16 protein-coding genes and 2 riboswitches are annotated in these 16,389 nt (G+C 65.3%); of the genes, 9 read left to right on the top strand and 7 right to left on the bottom strand.

The annotated features are described in order from the left end of the window. From P0086_RS24680 to P0086_RS24670, 3 genes are all read right to left on the bottom strand, one after another. A partial coding sequence (locus tag P0086_RS24680) for a hypothetical protein (RefSeq protein WP_275790738.1) occupies window positions 1-206 on the bottom strand: 206 nt, incomplete at its 3' end. Continuing rightward, window positions 203-625 carry a putative toxin-antitoxin system toxin component, PIN family gene (locus tag P0086_RS24675; protein ID WP_275790736.1) on the bottom strand — a complete coding sequence of 141 codons (423 nt, stop codon included), beginning with the start codon at window positions 623-625 and terminating at the stop codon, window positions 203-205. The genes P0086_RS24680 and P0086_RS24675, both read right to left, overlap by 4 nt. A gap of 3 nt (window positions 626-628) precedes the next feature. Then, entirely contained in the window at window positions 629-1,306 is a 678-nt protein-coding gene (locus P0086_RS24670; RefSeq protein WP_112595907.1) for an alpha/beta hydrolase, read from the bottom strand. A gap of 214 nt (window positions 1,307-1,520) precedes the next feature. Between P0086_RS24670 and P0086_RS24665 the strand changes: the two genes are divergently transcribed. From P0086_RS24665 to P0086_RS24625, 9 genes are all read left to right on the top strand, one after another. Next, window positions 1,521-2,702: a cysteine desulfurase family protein gene (locus P0086_RS24665; protein WP_275790733.1), complete on the top strand. Its 1,182-nt coding sequence runs from the start codon at window positions 1,521-1,523 to the stop codon at window positions 2,700-2,702. Window positions 2,703-2,837: 135 nt separating this feature from the next. Next, window positions 2,838-4,307 (top strand): Fe-S cluster assembly protein SufB, encoded by a 1,470-nt coding sequence (gene sufB / locus P0086_RS24660; RefSeq protein WP_275790731.1) that lies wholly within the window; start codon window positions 2,838-2,840, stop codon window positions 4,305-4,307. A gap of 27 nt (window positions 4,308-4,334) precedes the next feature. After that, on the top strand, window positions 4,335-4,529 hold the full coding sequence (locus P0086_RS24655; protein WP_275790729.1) for a hypothetical protein: 195 nt from the start codon (window positions 4,335-4,337) through the stop codon (window positions 4,527-4,529). A gap of 10 nt (window positions 4,530-4,539) precedes the next feature. Then, complete coding sequence (sufC, locus tag P0086_RS24650) at window positions 4,540-5,295, top strand: Fe-S cluster assembly ATPase SufC (protein WP_275790727.1); 756 nt, start codon at window positions 4,540-4,542, stop codon at window positions 5,293-5,295. Between the two features lie 19 nt (window positions 5,296-5,314). Continuing rightward, entirely contained in the window at window positions 5,315-6,589 is a 1,275-nt protein-coding gene (gene sufD / locus P0086_RS24645) for a Fe-S cluster assembly protein SufD (RefSeq protein WP_275790725.1), read from the top strand. Window positions 6,590-6,602: 13 nt separating this feature from the next. Beyond that, window positions 6,603-7,844, top strand: a complete 1,242-nt coding sequence (locus P0086_RS24640; RefSeq protein WP_275790724.1) for a cysteine desulfurase — start codon at window positions 6,603-6,605, stop codon at window positions 7,842-7,844. 10 nt (window positions 7,845-7,854) lie between these two features. Continuing rightward, complete coding sequence (locus tag P0086_RS24635; RefSeq protein ID WP_112595891.1) at window positions 7,855-8,235, top strand: SUF system Fe-S cluster assembly protein; 381 nt, start codon at window positions 7,855-7,857, stop codon at window positions 8,233-8,235. A gap of 106 nt (window positions 8,236-8,341) precedes the next feature. Then, window positions 8,342-8,734 (top strand): Fe-S cluster assembly scaffold SufA, encoded by a 393-nt coding sequence (gene sufA / locus P0086_RS24630; RefSeq protein ID WP_275790722.1) that lies wholly within the window; start codon window positions 8,342-8,344, stop codon window positions 8,732-8,734. A gap of 165 nt (window positions 8,735-8,899) precedes the next feature. Beyond that, entirely contained in the window at window positions 8,900-10,750 is a 1,851-nt protein-coding gene (locus tag P0086_RS24625; RefSeq protein ID WP_275790720.1) for an ATP-binding protein, read from the top strand. Between the two features lie 241 nt (window positions 10,751-10,991). Here the strand turns inward: P0086_RS24625 and gcvP are convergent, their stop codons facing one another. The 4 genes from gcvP to P0086_RS24605 form a co-directional block, all read right to left on the bottom strand. Beyond that, entirely contained in the window at window positions 10,992-13,853 is a 2,862-nt protein-coding gene (gene gcvP / locus P0086_RS24620) for an aminomethyl-transferring glycine dehydrogenase (RefSeq protein WP_275790718.1), read from the bottom strand. Beyond that, window positions 13,853-14,215, bottom strand: a complete 363-nt coding sequence (gcvH, locus tag P0086_RS24615; RefSeq protein WP_112595883.1) for a glycine cleavage system protein GcvH — start codon at window positions 14,213-14,215, stop codon at window positions 13,853-13,855. The genes gcvP and gcvH overlap by 1 nt, the downstream gene beginning before the upstream one ends. A 226-nt stretch (window positions 14,216-14,441) precedes the next feature. Continuing rightward, on the bottom strand, window positions 14,442-15,581 hold the full coding sequence (gcvT, locus tag P0086_RS24610) for a glycine cleavage system aminomethyltransferase GcvT (protein ID WP_275790716.1): 1,140 nt from the start codon (window positions 15,579-15,581) through the stop codon (window positions 14,442-14,444). Between the two features lie 66 nt (window positions 15,582-15,647). Next, a riboswitch (glycine riboswitch) is annotated at window positions 15,648-15,726 on the bottom strand. Window positions 15,727-15,729: 3 nt separating this feature from the next. Continuing rightward, window positions 15,730-15,815: riboswitch (glycine riboswitch) on the bottom strand. A gap of 165 nt (window positions 15,816-15,980) precedes the next feature. After that, on the bottom strand, window positions 15,981-16,292 hold the full coding sequence (locus P0086_RS24605) for a hypothetical protein (RefSeq protein WP_112595879.1): 312 nt from the start codon (window positions 16,290-16,292) through the stop codon (window positions 15,981-15,983). Window positions 16,293-16,389 lie beyond the last annotated feature (97 nt).

Below are 16,389 nucleotides of genomic sequence, written 5' to 3'. Positions count from 1 at the left end.
GGGCGGTTCAGAAGCTTGACCGCCGCGTCGACATCCGATTTGCCCTGGTCAGCCATTTCCATGAATGCCTGATGGGCGTCGTATTCGCGAACCATGCGTTCTGCCATGTCGGCAAGCAGATCTTCCGGACGCAGTCCACGTTCAGCGGCGATCTCGTTGACCTTGCGATGGACATCGTCCGGAATTTTGAGCGTGACCGCATTCATCGCAAATACCTATCCAGGAACGCTTCCGGCTGCAGGATCTCGATCTGAGGGAACATCAGATCTGAATGCTGGAAGTCCTTAAAGTTGCTCGTGACGACTATACCGGCGTTGGCGGCAAATGCCAATTCGATCAGATGATTGTCCGCCTCGTCGGCGAGATTGGGACGCCATTGAAAATAGATTGTCTGCCAGGTGCATGCTGAAATGAAAGCCCGAAGGAGCAAGGCTCGTTCGTCAGCACTGAAACGGGCGCGTGCAAATGGCGCCGGGCGGGAAAAGACGTCGCAATATTCGAGGAACAGCGTGGTGCCAACGACCGGCGCGACGGCGCCGGTCAAGCATGCTTCAATGACCTTCGAGGAAGGTCCCTTGCCGATACAAGCGCTCACGAGGACGTTCGTGTCGACAATGACGCGCATCGGCTACCTGATGCGCTTGGCCGCCGGTTCCGGCGTCAGTTCGCCGGCGAGGCGGCGGTCGAGGTAGTCCTCGCATTCGGCCATCAGCGTCTCGACCTGGCCGTTGAAGAAGTGGTTGGCGCCGGGGACGGTCTTGTGGGTGATCAGGATGCCCTTCTGGGCCTTCAGCTTCTCGACCAGGCCGTTGACGTCCTTTTCCGGTGCGACCTTGTCGCTGTCGCCGTTGATGATCAGGCCGGAGGACGGGCAGGGGGCGAGGAAGGAGAAGTCGTAGATGTTCGGCTGCGGGGCGATCGACATGAAGCCCTCGATCTCGGGGCGCCGCATCAGAAGCTGCATGCCGATCCAGGCGCCGAAGGAATAGCCGGCGACCCAGCAGCTCTTGGAATCGGGGTGCAGGCTCTGCACCCAGTCGAGCGCCGACGCCGCATCGGAAAGCTCGCCCGCCCCGTGGTCGAACTCGCCCTGGCTGCGCCCGATGCCGCGGAAGTTGAAGCGCAGCGTGGTGAAGCCGCGCTTCTGGAACATGTAGAACAGCTGGTAGACGATCTGGTTGTTCATCGTGCCGCCGAACTGCGGATGCGGATGCAGGATGATCGCGATCGGGGCGTTCTTCTGCTTGGAAGGCTGGTAGCGGCCTTCCAGGCGACCGGCGGGTCCGTTGAAGATGATTTCGGGCATTCGTACTCCGAGACGTTTTTTAGGATCAAAAACTGTTTCGATGGCGCTGGAAGTCTTGACGAAACCAGTCAGCTTTTCTAGAAACTAGTTTAGAACCATTCGAAACTTTGCTACGCTATCTGCGTGCCTGAGGTTCGTCTCATACGGCAAGCCCGGCGGAAATTTCAAGAAAAATGCTCGCCGCGCCGCCAGAGACGCAATCGGAGCCATTTCGATGCCTGAGAAGGTGAGGACATATCTGGACTGGAACGCGACGGCGCCGCTTTCGGCGGCGGCGCGCCAGGCCGTGCTGGCCGCGCTCGCGCTCGACGGCAACCCGTCCTCGGTCCACGGCGAGGGGCGGGCGGCACGCGCGCTGATCGACGGCGCGCGCCGCGACGTCGCGGCACTGGCCGGTGCCGAGGCTGCGCACGTCACCTTCACGAGCGGCGCGACCGAAGCCGCCAACATGGTGCTGACGCCGGACTTCCGCATGGGGCGCACCCCGCTTTCGATCGGCCGGCTCTATGTCTCGGCGATCGAGCATCCGGCGGTGCGCGAAGGTGGCCGGTTCGGCAAGGACAAGGTCACCGAGATCCCGGTGACGCCTGTGGGCGTCGTCGACCTCGCCGCACTGGAGCACTTGCTTGCCACCCATGATGCGTCCGCCGGCCTGCCGATGGTCGCCATCATGCTGGCCAACAACGAGACCGGCATCGTCCAGCCGGTGCGCGAGGCGGCGGCGATCGTGCGCCGGCACGGCGGGCTGCTGGTGGTCGATGCGGTGCAGGGCGCCGGCAGGCTGCCGCTGTCGATCGCCGACCTCGATGCCGATTTCCTCATCTTGTCGTCGCACAAGCTGGGCGGGCCGAAGGGTGCCGGCGCGCTGGTCGCGCGCGGCGAGGTGCTGATGCCGAAGCCCCTGATCCATGGGGGCGGGCAGGAGAAGGGGCATCGCTCCGGCACGGAGAACGTCAGCGCGATCGCAGGCTTTGCCGCGGCGGCACGCGCGGCGATCGAGGGGATGGACGGGCGCAACATCGGGATTGCCGGCCTGCGCGACCGGATGGAGGCAGGGATGGCGGAGATCGCCGCCGACGTCGTCATTCATGGACGCCTTCCCGGCCGCGACGTTTCGCGCCTGTGCAACACCACCTTTTTCAGTCTACCGGGGCTGAAATCGGAAACGGGGCAGATCGCCTTCGATCTCGAGGGCATCGCGCTGTCGGCCGGCTCGGCCTGCTCGTCGGGCAAGGTCGGGGCGAGCCACGTGCTGACGGCGATGGGTTTCGACGCCGGGCTCGGGGCGTTGCGCGTCTCGCTCGGGGCGACGACCTCCGAGGCGGATGTGGAGCGGTTCCTGGCGGCGTTCGGACGAATTGCAGGACGGCGGCGACACGGTGTCGCGGCCGCCTGACGAAAGTTGAGGAAGCGCAAGTTTTTACTTGCCAAAAGGTGTGAAAAGCCCCTTCTGGCGCCTACATAACCGGCGGATACCCGCCAGACGTTGACAAGCTGCCGGACCTTGGATCCGGCGAGATTGGAGAACGACATGCCTGCGGTGCAGGAAACGATCGATCAGGTCCGTCTGATAGACGTCGACCAGTACAAATACGGCTTCGAAACGACGATCGAGATGGAGAAGGCGCCGAAAGGCCTTTCCGAGGATATCATCCGCTTCATCTCGGCCAAGAAGAACGAACCGGAGTGGATGCTGGAGTGGCGGCTGGAAGCCTATCGCCGCTGGCTGACGCTCGAGGAGCCGACCTGGGCGCGCGTCGAATACCCGAAGATCGACTTCAACGACCTCTACTACTATGCCGCGCCGAAGAACCAGGCGGGGCCGAAGTCGATCGACGAGGTCGATCCGGAAATCCTCAAGACCTATGAGAAGCTCGGCATTCCGCTGCGCGAGCAGGAGATCCTGGCCGGCGTCCAGACCTCGAAGATCGCCGTCGATGCGGTCTTCGATTCCGTCTCCGTGGTCACCACCTTCAAGGAAGAGCTGAAGAAGGCCGGCGTGATCTTCATGTCGATCTCCGAGGCGATCCGCGAGCATCCGGACCTGGTGAAGAAGTATCTCGGCTCCGTCGTACCGACGACCGACAACTTCTATGCGACGCTGAACTCGGCGGTGTTCACCGACGGCTCCTTCGTCTTCGTGCCGAAGGGCGTTCGCTGCCCGATGGAGCTTTCGACCTATTTCCGGATCAACGAGAAGAACACCGGCCAGTTCGAGCGGACCCTGATCATCGCCGAGGAAGGCGCCTACGTGTCCTACCTCGAGGGCTGCACCGCGCCGCAGCGCGACGAGAACCAGCTGCACGCGGCGGTCGTGGAGCTTGTGGCGCTCGATGACGCCGAGATCAAGTATTCCACCGTCCAGAACTGGTATCCGGGCGACAAGGACGGCAAGGGCGGCATCTACAACTTCGTCACCAAGCGGGGCGATTGCCGCGGCAAGAACTCGAAGATCTCCTGGACGCAGGTGGAAACCGGTTCGGCGATCACCTGGAAGTACCCGTCCTGCATCCTGCGCGGCGACGGTTCGCGCGGCGAGTTCTACTCGATCGCGGTTTCGAACGGCCACCAGCAGATCGATTCGGGAACCAAGATGATCCATCTCGGCAAGAACACGTCGAGCCGCATCATCTCCAAGGGCATTGCCGCCGGCGTCTCGCAGAACACCTATCGCGGCCAGGTCTCGACCCACCGCAAGGCGGAGAACGCGCGCAACTTCACCCAGTGCGATTCGCTTTTGATCGGCGACCGCTGCGGCGCGCACACGGTGCCCTATATCGAGGCGAAGAACGCATCCGCCCAGTTCGAGCACGAGGCGACGACGTCGAAGATCTCCGAGGACCAGCTTTTCTACTGCCTGCAGCGGGGCATTCCCGAGGAGGCGGCGATCGCGCTGATCGTCAACGGCTTCGTCAAGGAAGTGATCCAGGAACTGCCGATGGAATTCGCCGTCGAGGCGCAGAAGCTGATCAGCATCTCGCTGGAAGGCTCGGTCGGTTAGTCGCAGACACGTTTGAGGGTCGAGGATATGACGTTTGGGCTGAAGCTGATGGTGTTGACCATCTTCCTTTCGGTCCTCGGTCTCTTCCTCGGCGTTGCCGGACTGATCGCCGGATGGGCATGGGCAAAGGGAATTGGGTTTGTTTCCTTAGTTCTCCTCGCGGTCGTGTTCTGGCTGGAACCCCATGATCGCTTCCTGTTCGGAAGCAAGAAAGAAGATTGAGAGACACACAATGCTTGAAATCAGAAACCTGCACGCACGCATCGCCGAGGACGGCACCGAGATCATCCGCGGACTGAACCTGACCGTCCAGGACGGCGAGGTTGCCGCGATCATGGGGCCGAACGGCTCGGGCAAGTCGACGCTGTCCTACATCCTGTCGGGCCGCGAGGACTACGAGGTCACCGAGGGCGACATCCTCTATAATGGCGAGAGCATCCTCGAGCTCGACCCGGCTGAGCGCGCCGCCAAGGGGATCTTCCTGGCGTTCCAGTATCCGGTCGAGATCCCCGGCGTCGCCACGATGCAGTTCCTGAAGGTCGCGATGAACGAACAGCGCAAGGCGCGGGGCGAGGATGAGCTGTCGACGCCGGACTTCATGCGCCGCGTCAAGGAGGCGGCCGCAGGGCTGCAGATCTCGCCGGAGATGCTGCGCCGGCCGCTCAACGTCGGCTTTTCCGGCGGCGAGAAGAAGCGCGCCGAGATCCTGCAGATGGCATTGCTCGAGCCGAAGCTCTGCGTGCTCGACGAGACCGACAGCGGTCTCGACATCGATGCGCTGAAGATCGTCGCCGACGGCGTCAACGCACTGCGCTCGCCGGACCGCTCCGTCGTCGTCATCACCCACTACCAGCGCCTGCTGGACTACATCGTGCCGGACACGGTGCACGTGCTCTATAAGGGCCAGGTGATCAAGTCGGGCGATAAGACGCTGGCGCACGAACTCGAAGCCAACGGCTATGCCGACATCATCGGGGCGGCCGCCTGAGCCGGGAAGGACGCGATCCATGAACATGCAAGCAGGGATCAAGTTGACGGCGGCGGAAGCAGCGCTGGTCGACACCTACAACGAGCAGCTGGGGGATCTTCCCGGCGACGGCGCGACGCTCATCGCCCGTGACACGTTGCTCAGCGACCTGAAGAAGTCGGGCCTGCCGACCCGCCGGGTCGAGGCCTGGCACTATACCGACCTGAAGGCGCTGCTGCGTGTGGTTCCGGCCTTCGTGCACGGTGCCAGCGCCGAGCGCGTCGATCCGATCGTGCCGGGTTCGGCCGTGCTTTCGATCGTCAACGGCAAGGCGCATGCCCGCGTGATGCAGGAAGGCATCACCGTGCGCTCCTACGGCGAGGCGCTGCTCGACGGTTCGGCGGCGGCCGGCCTCGTGGCGCGGGACGGCGACGACGTGATCGGCCGGATCAACGGCTCCTTCGTCCGCGACGGGCTTTCGATCGACTTTGCAGACGGTTTTGCGGCCGAGGCGCCGATCGAGATCCAGTCGGTGCAGAACTGCGGCCAGGTCAACACCCGCTTCCCCGTCACCTTCGGCACGGGCGCAAAGGCGACCGTGATCGAACGGCACCTCGCGGTCGGTGGTGAAGCTGCGCTCGTCACCTCGATCACCGAGGTCCGGCTCGCCGACGACACGGACGTCACCTGGATCATCTTCCAGTCCGAGGGCGAGGCCGATACGCACCTGGGCCAGTTCAAGGCCGAGCTCGGCGCGAATGCGAAGCTGCGCCTCTACGTCATCAACGGCGGCGGAAAGCTGGTGCGCCAGGAGATCCATGTCGGCGTCGTCGGCGAGGGCGCCGACCTGAGGTTGCGCGGCATCAACCTGCTCGGCGGCGAAAGCCATACCGACGTGACCTTCACCGTCGGCCACGACGTGCCGCACACGACCTCGACCGAGGTGATCCGCAACGTCGTGCTCGACCGGGCGCGCGGCGTGTTCCAGGGGCAGATCCGCGTCGCCCAGGATGCGCAGAAGACCGATGCGAAGATGTCGTGCAACACGCTGCTTCTGTCCGACGAGGCCGAGTTTTCGGCCAAGCCGGAGCTGGAGATCTTCGCCGACGACGTCCAGTGCGGCCACGGCGCGACCGTGATCGACATCGACCACACCCAGCTGTTCTACCTGATGGCGCGGGGCATTCCGGAGAACCGGGCGCGCGCGATGCTGGTCAACGGCTTCGTGGCGGAGATCGTCGAGGAGCTGGAAGACGAAACGCTGGTCGAGGCGCTGGAAGGCGTCATCTCCGACTGGCTGGAAAAGCACGCGTGACGGGATTGTCGAGATGAACCAGTTCAAGCCGGTCTCCGCCTATGACGTCGAAGCCATTCGGCGGGACTTCCCGATCCTGTCGCGGCAGGTCTACGGCAAGCCGCTGGTCTATCTCGACAACGGCGCCTCGGCGCAGAAGCCGCAGGTGGTGATCGATGCGGTGGCGCACGCCTATTCCAACGAATACGCCAACGTCCATCGCGGCCTGCATTTCCTCTCCAATGCCGCGACGGAGGCCTATGAAGGCGCGCGCGAGAAGGTGCGTCGCTTCCTGAACGCGCCGTCGGTCGACGACATCATCTTCACCAAGTCCTCGACCGAGGCGATCAACACCGTCGCCTATGGCTACGGCATGCCGAATATCGGCGACGGCGACGAGATCGTGCTGACGATCATGGAGCACCACTCCAACATCGTGCCCTGGCATTTCATCCGCGAACGCCAGGGGGCGAAGCTCGTCTGGGCGCCGGTCGACGACGAGGGCGCCTTCCATGTCGAGGACTTCGTCAAGTGCCTGACGGAGAAGACGAAGCTGATCGCGATCACGCACATGTCTAACGCGCTCGGCACGATCGTGCCGGTCAAGGAGATCTGCAGGATCGCGCGCGAGCGGGACATCCCGGTGCTCGTCGACGGCTCGCAAGGGGCCGTGCACCTGCCGGTCGACGTGCAGGACATCGATTGCGACTGGTACGTGATGACCGGCCACAAGCTCTACGGTCCCTCCGGCGTCGGCGTGCTCTACGGCAAGAAGGAACGCCTGCGGCAGATGCGGCCGTTCCAGGGCGGCGGCGAGATGATCGTCGAGGTCACCGAGGACATCGTCACCTACAACGATCCGCCGCACCGCTTCGAGGCCGGCACGCCGCCGATCGTCCAGGCGATCGGGCTCGGCTACGCGCTCGACTACATGGAGAAGATCGGACGAGCTGCGATCTCCGCGCACGAGGCGGACCTTGCGGCCTACGCGCAGGAGCGCCTGAAGGCGATCAACTCGCTGAAGATGTTCGGAACCGCGCCCGGCAAGGGCTCGATCTTCTCCTTCGAACTGGAGGGCATCCACGCCCATGACGTTTCCATGGTGATCGACCGGGCCGGCGTCGCCGTTCGCGCCGGCACCCATTGCGCCCAGCCGCTCTTGAAACGCTTCGGCGTGACCTCCACATGCCGGGCATCGTTCGGCATGTACAACACCCGCGCCGAGGTCGACATCCTGGCCGACGCGCTCGACCATGCCCGCAAGTTCTTCGCCTGAGGAGTTGGAAATGTCTGTCGATGCCACCGAAGACAAGGTCGATGCCCGCGAGGGGATCGTCAATTCGGCCATCCCCGCCGACGAGCTGGCGCGCCTTTCCGACGATATCATCGGCGCGCTGAAGACCGTCTACGACCCGGAAATCCCTGCTGACATCTTCGAACTCGGCCTGATCTACAAGATCGACATCGAGGACGACCGGATGGTCAAGATCGACATGACGCTGACCGCGCCCGGCTGCCCGGTCGCCGGCGAGATGCCGGGCTGGGTGGAAAATGCCGTTGGCGCCGTCGAGGGCGTTTCCGGTGTCGAGGTCCGGATGGTGTTCGATCCGCCGTGGACGCCGGACCGCATGTCGGAAGAGGCGCAGGTCGCCGTCGGCTGGTACTGACGGGACCGCCTGCGGCGCCGCGCTATTGATCGCGTCGACGCCCCCCATTACATTGGATTCGGAAACCGTCGGGCCTTGAACCCGGCCGGTGAAGGAGATCTGGCCCATGGCCTTTGCAGTTATGACGCTCACCGATGCCGCTGCCGATCGCGTCAAGGCGATCGTGGACAATGCCGGCGGCGAGGCCAGGGGCATCCGCGTCGGCATCAAGAAGGGTGGCTGCGCGGGGATGGAGTACTCCGTCGATCTCGTCACCGAGCCGAACGCCAAGGACGATCTCGTCGAGCATGCCGGCGCCCGGGTCTGGGTGGCGCCGGAGGCGGTGCTCTACCTGCTCGGCACGCAGATGGATTTCGAGGTGACGACGCTGCGCTCCGGCTTCACCTTCAACAACCCCAACCAGACGTCCGCCTGCGGCTGCGGCGAATCGGTCGAGCTGAAGCCCGCCGACCTGGCGGCGCTGGCCGCTGCCGGCGGCGCGACGGTGCGGGTGGGCTGACGGCACACCGTCCGACTACCGATTTTCTCCTGATCCACCGTGGCTGCCTGGGCAGCCGTGCCTGTTCGAAGCTGCCGATGCGATGGTTGCGGCCGGACTACATCCATGGCCCTTGACCGCCCGGCGGCGGCGCGCTTTTCTTGCGATATTCGACGATATCGGGAGGTGGCATCCACCAGCATGCATTCACCTCGGGATTTTTCCGAATCGCTCTACGAGCTGTTGCCCTTTCCGGTCATCGTCACCGACCTCGAGGCGGTGCGCTTCTTTCTCAACGAGGCAGGACGCCGGACGCTCGGATGGGAGGGAAACGGGGCGACGGACGAGGCACTGCCCGCGGTGTTGCGCTGCGACGACGTCGCGCAACTGCTGCAGGGGCTTGCCGTCTCCGGCCGCGGCCACAGCCATGTCATGCAGTTCCTCCGGGCCGACGGGTCGGAATTCGAGGCGTCTGCCCATGTGATCGCACTCGGCGAGGCCGATCTGCCAACCGGCTATGCGCTCATGCTGCGCAGCCTGTCGACCGGCGGGAGCCACGGCGAGCAGGTGATGCTCGGCAGCCGGATCTATTCCGCGCTGGACAAGATCCCCGAAGGCGTCGTCATCTTCGACCGCAACGAGAGGGTGCTGGTCTTCAACCGCGCATTTCGAGAGAGCTGCGGGGCGGCAAAGCATGCCTTGCGCGTCGGCGTCAGTCTGGAGAGCATCCTGAGGGCCAACGTCCGGTCGGGAATCTACAAGGGCATCGTCGAAGGCACCCCGGAAGCCGAGGCGGTGGTCCAGGCCCGTCTGGCCCATCACCGCGAGCAGAGCGGGGTACCGACGATCTTTCCGACCGGCGACGGGCGCTGGATCCGTTCGGAATGCCATGCGACCGGCAGCGGCGAGGTGATCGGTCTGCGGATCGACGTCACCGACCTGAAGGCCATCGAGGAGGCGCTCGACGCCAAGCAGCGCCAGTATGCGGAACTGCTGCGCCTCCTTCCCGACCAGATCGTGCGGGCCGACCGGGACCTGATCATCCGGTTCTGCAACGAGCCCTATGCCAGATTCCGCGGCACGACGCCCGAGAGGCTGATCGGCCGCAACCTGAAGGAGATCGAGGAAAGGCAGAGCGCCGGCCTCAGGGCGCTGATGCGGATCACGCCCGAGGCCCCGATCCTGACGGGCGAGTTCCGGATGCCCAACGCGCAGGGCGAAATCCGTTCGATCCTGTGGATCGCGACGGCGACCTTCGAGGGGGCGCAGGCGGTGGAGTTCGTCGCCGTCGGCCGCGACGTGACCGAGACCTGGCGGCAGCACGAGCGCCTGGAGGAACAGGCGCTCGAGTTGCAGCGCAAGAACGAGGCGCTGAACCAGTTCACGGGGACGGTGTCGCACGACCTAAAGGCGCCCATCAGGCACATCGCCTCGTTCGCCGAGATGATCGCCGAGGACATCGAGCGGGGCGAACTGGACGATCTCGCGCTGCATGCCGACTATGTGCGGCAGGCGGCCAGGCGCATGCAGCGGCTGGTCGAACGCCTGCTGGAATATGCGCAGATCGCCTACAGCATCCGGCACGTGGAGAGGGTCCCGCTCGACGCCGTCGTCTCCGACGCGATGACGGTGCTGGCAAGCCACATTCGCGAGGCGAATGCCGAGATCGAGGTGATGCCGCTGCCCTGCGTCAAGGGCGACCCGGAACTCCTGCGGCGATTGATGCAGAACCTGATCGGCAACGCCGTCAAGTATCGGCATTCCGACCGGGCGCCGCGGGTGCGGGTCCATGGCGAGGCCAGTGCCGACGAGGTGCGCATCGTCGTGGAGGACGACGGCATCGGCGTCGACCCCAAATACGCGGAGGCCGTGTTCGGACTGTTCCAGCGGCTGCACCAGGACGAGAAACGCTATGACGGCACCGGCATCGGGCTGGCGCTCGCCAAGCGGATTGTCGAGAGCCATGCGGGCTCGATCTCTCTCGACACGACCTATCGGAACGGTGCCCGTTTCGTGGTGACTTTGCCGCGGGCCTAGCGTCCCGGCCGTTTCCCGCGAGCGTCCGGTCGGACCCGGTTCTCCTGGCGGACTGCGCCGCTTCCTTCGCCCCGCGTGCGGGGAGACGGCGGCCCGGAAGGCCGGATGAGAGGCAGGGTGGGCCGCGGGTCCGGAACACCGGCAATTGCAGCGTCGGGGCGCCGGCGTTGGGACGCGCCCTTGCGTGGTCGTTGGCCCCGCGGCAGGTCAAAAGGCCCGCGGAGCCAACCTTTGCGTTGTGCTATTCGGCGGCTTCCGCGTAGTCCTCCAGCGGCGGGCAGGAGCAGACGAGGTTGCGGTCGCCGTAGACGTTGTCGACGCGGTTGACGGGCGACCAGTACTTGTCGACCCGGAAGGCGCCGGGCGGGTAGCAGGCCTGCTCGCGCGAATAGGGGCGGTCCCATTCGCCGACGAGGTCTTCCACCGTGTGCGGGGCGTTCTTCAGCGGGTTGTTGACCTTGTCCATCCGGCCCTCCTCGATGGCGCGGGCCTCCTCGCGGATCGCCAGCATCGCATCGCAGAACCGGTCGAGCTCGGCCTTCGTCTCCGATTCGGTCGGCTCGATCATCAGCGTGCCGGCGACCGGCCAGCTCATGGTGGGCGCGTGGAAGCCGCAGTCGATCAGCCGCTTGGCGACGTCGTCGACGGTGACGCCGGCGCTGTCGACCAGCGGGCGGGTGTCGACGATGCACTCGTGCGCGACCCGGCCCCTGGCCGACTTGTAGAGCACGTCATAGGCGCCCTTCAGCCGGGCGGCGATGTAGTTGGCGTTCAGGATCGCCACCTTGGTCGCTTGCGTCAGGCCCTCGCCGCCCATCATCAGGCAGTAGCTCCATGAGATTGGCAGGATCGAGGCCGAGCCGAAGGGGGCTGCGGAGACCGCACCTGCCTCGGCCGTGCGCGGGTCCTTCGGCAGGAAGGGCGCCAGATGCGCCTTGACGCCGATCGGCCCCATGCCGGGACCGCCGCCGCCATGCGGGATGCAGAAGGTCTTGTGCAGGTTCAGGTGGCTGACGTCGGAGCCGATGTCGCCGGGGCGGGCGAGCCCGACCATGGCGTTCATGTTGGCACCGTCGAGATAGACCTGGCCGCCATGGCTGTGGACGATCTCGCAGACCTCGCGCACGTTCTCCTCGAAGACGCCGTGCGTGGAGGGATAGGTGATCATGCAGCACGAGAGGTTTTCGGCGTACTGTTCTGCTTTCGCACGGAAATCATCCATGTCGATGTCGCCGTTGTCGCTCGCCTTGACGACCACGACCTTCATGCCGGCCATCTGCGCCGAGGCCGGATTGGTGCCGTGGGCGGAGGTCGGGATCAGGCAGACGTCGCGATGGGCGTTGCCGTTGGCGATGTGGTAGTCGCGGATCGTCAGCAGCCCGGCATATTCGCCTTGCGCCCCTGAATTCGGCTGCATCGAGATCGCGTCGTAGCCGGTCACCGCGCAGAGCTTGGCGGAGAGGTCGTCGATCAGTTCCTTGTAGCCTTCCGCCTGGTCGGCGGGGACGAAGGGATGGATCTCGGAGAATTCCGGCCAGGTGATCGGCAGCATCTCGGCGGTCGCGTTCAGCTTCATCGTGCAGGAGCCGAGCGGGATCATCGAGCGGTCGAGCGCCAGGTCGCGGTCGGCGAGCCTGCGGATGTAGCGGGTCATCTCGCTTTCGGCGCGGTTCATGTGGAAGATCGGGTGCGTCAGGTAGGCGCTGGTGCGCAGCAGGTTGCCGGGCAGGCGATAGTCGGCCTCGAAGTCCGAGACCTTGAAATCGCCGCCGAAGGCCCGCCAGACGGCTTCCAGCGTCACCGGCCGCGAGCGCTCGTCGAGGCTGATGCCGATCCGGTCGTCGCCGATCTTGCGCAGGTTGACCTCCTCGGCCACGGCGGTCTTCAGGATGATGCCCTGCAGCTTGCCGACATGGACCGTGATCGTGTCGAAGAACACATCCGGCTCGACCGCGTAGCCGAGCTTTTCCAGCCCCTTGGCCGTGAGGACCGCCTTGCGGTGAACCTGCTGGGCGATCGCCTTGATGCCCTGCGGGCCGTGGAAGACGGCATACATCGAGGCCATCACGGCGAGCAGCACCTGGGCGGTGCAGATGTTCGACGTCGCCTTCTCGCGGCGGATGTGCTGCTCGCGGGTCTGCAGCGACAGGCGGTAGGCGCGGTTGCCGCGGGCATCGACGGAGACGCCGACGAGGCGGCCCGGCATGTTGCGCTTGTAGGCGTCCTTGACCGCCATGTAGGCGGCGTGCGGGCCGCCGTAGCCGACCGGCACGCCGAAGCGCTGGGTGGTGCCGATGGCGATGTCGGCATCCATGTCGCCGGGCGATTTCAACAGCGCCAGCGCCAGCGGATCGGCCGCGACGACGGCGATCGCGCCGGCCGCATGCAGGTCGGCGATGACGCCGGTGAAATCGTGCACGTGGCCGTAGGTGCCGGGATACTGGAAGATCGCGCCGAAGACTTCGGCAGGCACGAGCTCCTGGAACGGGTTGCCGACCCTGATCGACCAGCCGAGCGGCTCGGAGCGGGTCTTCAGCAGCGCGATCGTCTGCGGGTGGCAGTTCTCGTCGACGAAGAAGGTGGTGGCCTTCGACTTGGAGACGCGCTCTGCCATGGCCATCGCCTCGGCGGCGGCGGTCGCCTCGTCGAGCAGGGAGGCGTTGGCGATGTCGAGGCCGGTCAGGTCGCAGACCATGGTCTGGTAGTTGAGCAGCGCCTCGAGGCGGCCCTGGCTGATTTCCGGCTGGTAGGGGGTATAGGCGGTGTACCAGGCCGGGTTTTCCAGGATGTTGCGCTGGATCACCGGCGGGGTGATGGTGCCGTAGTAGCCCTGGCCGATCAGCGAGACCAGCTTCTTGTTCCTGTTGGCCGTCTCGCGCAGCTTGTCGAGCGCCTCGCGCTCCGACATCGGCGCGCCCCACTGGAGCGGCGTCGTCTGGCGGATCGATTTCGGCACGGTGTCGTCGATCAGGGCGTCGAGGCTGTCATAGCCGATCACCTTCAGCATCGCCTCCATTTCGGCCGGCGAGGGGCCGATATGGCGGCGGTTGGCGAAGTCATAGGGCTGGTAATCGGTAAAGGTGAAGTCCTTGGGCAGGTTCATCAGCCGACGAGCTCCTTGTAGGCGGCCTCGTCCAGCAGCCCTTCGACATCGGCCTTGTTCTTGAGCTTCAGCTTGAAGAACCAGCCGGCGCCCTGCGGATCACTGTTGACGAGGGACGGGTCGTCGACGATCGCCTGGTTGACCTCGACCACCTCGCCGTCGAGCGGGCAGTAGACGTCGGAGGCGGCCTTGACGCTCTCGACGGTGGCGGCGTCGCCGCCCTTGTCGAAGCTCGCGCCCACTTCGGGCAGTTCGACGAAGACGAGGTCGCCGAGCTGTTCGGCGGCGTGGGTGGTGATGCCGACGGTGGCGACGTCGCCATCGACCTTGAGCCACTCGTGTTCTGCGGTGAATTTCAACATGTCGGTTCCTCTCTGGAGAAGTCTGTTTCTCAAACTGTGCGGATGTCCCTCATCCCCCTGCCGGGACCTTCTCCGCGCAGGCGGGGAGACGGGGCTGGGCGCGGCGTCGCCGGTTCGCCTCCGTGCAGGCGGCCCCGCGGGACGAGGGCGCCTGCGGCGAAGTCCTTCTTCCCGCTTGCGGGGAGACGGTGGCGGCAGCCGTGTGAGGGGCGATGGCAACCATCGGTCAACGCTTGAAGGTGTTGGGCACGAAGGGCAGGGCGGTGACGGTGACGGGCAGGTACTTGCCGCGCACCTCGGCGAAGAGCGGCGTTCCGGGCGCGGCAAGCGCGACCGGCACGTAGCCCATGGCGACGGGGGCCTCGACGCTCGGCCCGAAGCCGCCGGAGGTGACGTGGCCGATCTCGACCTTTCCGTCCGCGTCCGAATAGAGCCTGGCCGGCGGGCGGACCGGGGCCTTGCCGTCGACCTTCAGGCCGACGCGGCGGCGGGCCGTTCCCGAAGCGAACTGGCCGAGGATGGCGCCAGCTCCCGGAAAGCCGCCGGCACGGTCGCCGCCGGTGCGGCGCACCTTCTGGATCGCCCATTCGAGCGCCGCCTCGACCGGCGTCGTCGTCGTGTCGATGTCGTTGCCGTAGAGGCAGAGGCCGGCCTCGAGGCGTAGCGAATCGCGGGCGCCGAGCCCGATCGGCATCACGTCCGGATGATCCAGCAGATGGCGACAGACCGTCTCGGCCCGGTCGGCGGGAATCGATATCTCGAAGCCGTCCTCGCCGGTGTAGCCGGAACGCGAGACGATGCAGTCGGCGTCGTGCAGGTCGCAGGCGCGCACGTCCATGAAGCGCATGCCGGCGATGTCGCCCCAGAGTTCGGCCAGAACCGCCTCGGCGCGCGGACCCTGCAGGGCGATGAGCGCGCGGTCGGCGAGCATCGTCACTTCGCAGCTGTCGCCGATGCGCTCCTGCATGTGGGCGAGATCGGTGTCCTTGCAGGCGGCGTTGACGACGACGAAGAAATGGTCGCCGCGGTTGGCGATCATCAGGTCGTCGAGGATGCCGCCGTCTTCTGCGGTGAAGAGCGCATAGCGCTGGCGCCCTTCGGCAAGGCCGACGACGTCGACCGGCACAAGGCTCTCCAGCGCGCGCGCGGCATCGGCATTGTCGCCGGAGCGGGCACGCACGATCACCTGTCCCATGTGGGAAACGTCGAACAGTCCGGCTGCGGCGCGGGTGTGCAGGTGCTCCTTGAGCACGCCTGCGGGGAACTGCACCGGCATCTCATAGCCCGCGAACGGCACCATGCGGGCACCGAGCGACACGTTGAGATCGTGCAAAGGGGTCTTCTTCAGGTCAGACGCGACGTCCAAAAGGCGCCCTCCAGTCTTCTGGCGCTCGCGCGCCGGCCCATCACTGGCGCTCTCGCGCCGTTCTCATGAGCCCCCTCTGTCCTTTTCGCCTGAGATTGTTATCCCTTCGGCGGGCGCGAAAACGCCACTCTCCAGAGTCCTGTCGGCACCTTGCTGGTCCTTTTGCCTGAGAGTTTCCGGGGGCGGTTGCTCCTTCGGCACCGGTGCGAAACCGGCTTCTCCCAGCGAGGTCTTCGCCACATAAATCCGTCGACCGGATTTTGGCAAGAGCGAAGCGTCGCGGTTGAACAATTATTTGTCGCCCCCTGCCATGCCGTCCGATTTCGCCGGCATGAACGAAAAAGGCTCCCGCAAACGCGGGAGCCTTGCCATGGGTGTCGCGGGCGGCTGCGGTCCGGGTCAGTCCTCGCGTGCGGGCATGCCCTCGGGGGCTGCGATCAGGTCGTCCTCGCCGCCGTTTTCGGCATAGGACCGGGCGGCCGTCGCAACGGTCGTGTCGGTCTGCCGTTCCATGGTCAGGAGCGCGAGCGCGAGGGCGGGCGGCTTGACGACCGTCAGGATTCCCCTGAGCTGGAAATTGTCGCCGATCCGGGCAGCATCCGTCCACGCCTCGATCTTCTGCTCGAAGAGGGTCGCCGGACGGGTGGTCGCCTTGTATGCCTGCGAGGCATAGGCGGCGGTAGCAGGGGATACGGTTACGATCTGCGCCATGTCGTCTTCTACAATTTTCGGTGTTCAACAGTCCGTCATTAGCACAACCGGATTGCGCAAAATCTAATGCGGGCGGCTCGTTTTTAATCGAGTTTTA

It is taken from the genome of Mycoplana sp. MJR14, assembly GCF_029210525.1.
Taxonomy (GTDB): domain Bacteria; phylum Pseudomonadota; class Alphaproteobacteria; order Rhizobiales; family Rhizobiaceae; genus Mycoplana.
This window is presented reverse-complemented; position numbering and strand designations above follow the sequence as displayed.

What these genes read in the sequence shown, in the direction of transcription:
- P0086_RS24675 (WP_275790736.1), bottom strand. Translation starts at nt 625, where the DNA reads ATGCGCGTCATTGTCGACACGAACGTCCTCGTGAGCGCTTGTATCGGC.
- P0086_RS24670 (WP_112595907.1), bottom strand. Translation starts at nt 1,306, where the DNA reads ATGCCCGAAATCATCTTCAACGGACCCGCCGGTCGCCTGGAAGGCCGC.
- P0086_RS24665 (WP_275790733.1), top strand. Translation starts at nt 1,521, where the DNA reads ATGCCTGAGAAGGTGAGGACATATCTGGACTGGAACGCGACGGCGCCG.
- sufB (WP_275790731.1), top strand. Translation starts at nt 2,838, where the DNA reads ATGCCTGCGGTGCAGGAAACGATCGATCAGGTCCGTCTGATAGACGTC.
- P0086_RS24655 (WP_275790729.1), top strand. Translation starts at nt 4,335, where the DNA reads ATGACGTTTGGGCTGAAGCTGATGGTGTTGACCATCTTCCTTTCGGTC.
- sufC (WP_275790727.1), top strand. Translation starts at nt 4,540, where the DNA reads ATGCTTGAAATCAGAAACCTGCACGCACGCATCGCCGAGGACGGCACC.
- sufD (WP_275790725.1), top strand. Translation starts at nt 5,315, where the DNA reads ATGAACATGCAAGCAGGGATCAAGTTGACGGCGGCGGAAGCAGCGCTG.
- P0086_RS24640 (WP_275790724.1), top strand. Translation starts at nt 6,603, where the DNA reads ATGAACCAGTTCAAGCCGGTCTCCGCCTATGACGTCGAAGCCATTCGG.
- P0086_RS24635 (WP_112595891.1), top strand. Translation starts at nt 7,855, where the DNA reads ATGTCTGTCGATGCCACCGAAGACAAGGTCGATGCCCGCGAGGGGATC.
- sufA (WP_275790722.1), top strand. Translation starts at nt 8,342, where the DNA reads ATGGCCTTTGCAGTTATGACGCTCACCGATGCCGCTGCCGATCGCGTC.
- gcvP (WP_275790718.1), bottom strand. Translation starts at nt 13,853, where the DNA reads ATGAACCTGCCCAAGGACTTCACCTTTACCGATTACCAGCCCTATGAC.
- gcvH (WP_112595883.1), bottom strand. Translation starts at nt 14,215, where the DNA reads ATGTTGAAATTCACCGCAGAACACGAGTGGCTCAAGGTCGATGGCGAC.
- P0086_RS24605 (WP_112595879.1), bottom strand. Translation starts at nt 16,292, where the DNA reads ATGGCGCAGATCGTAACCGTATCCCCTGCTACCGCCGCCTATGCCTCG.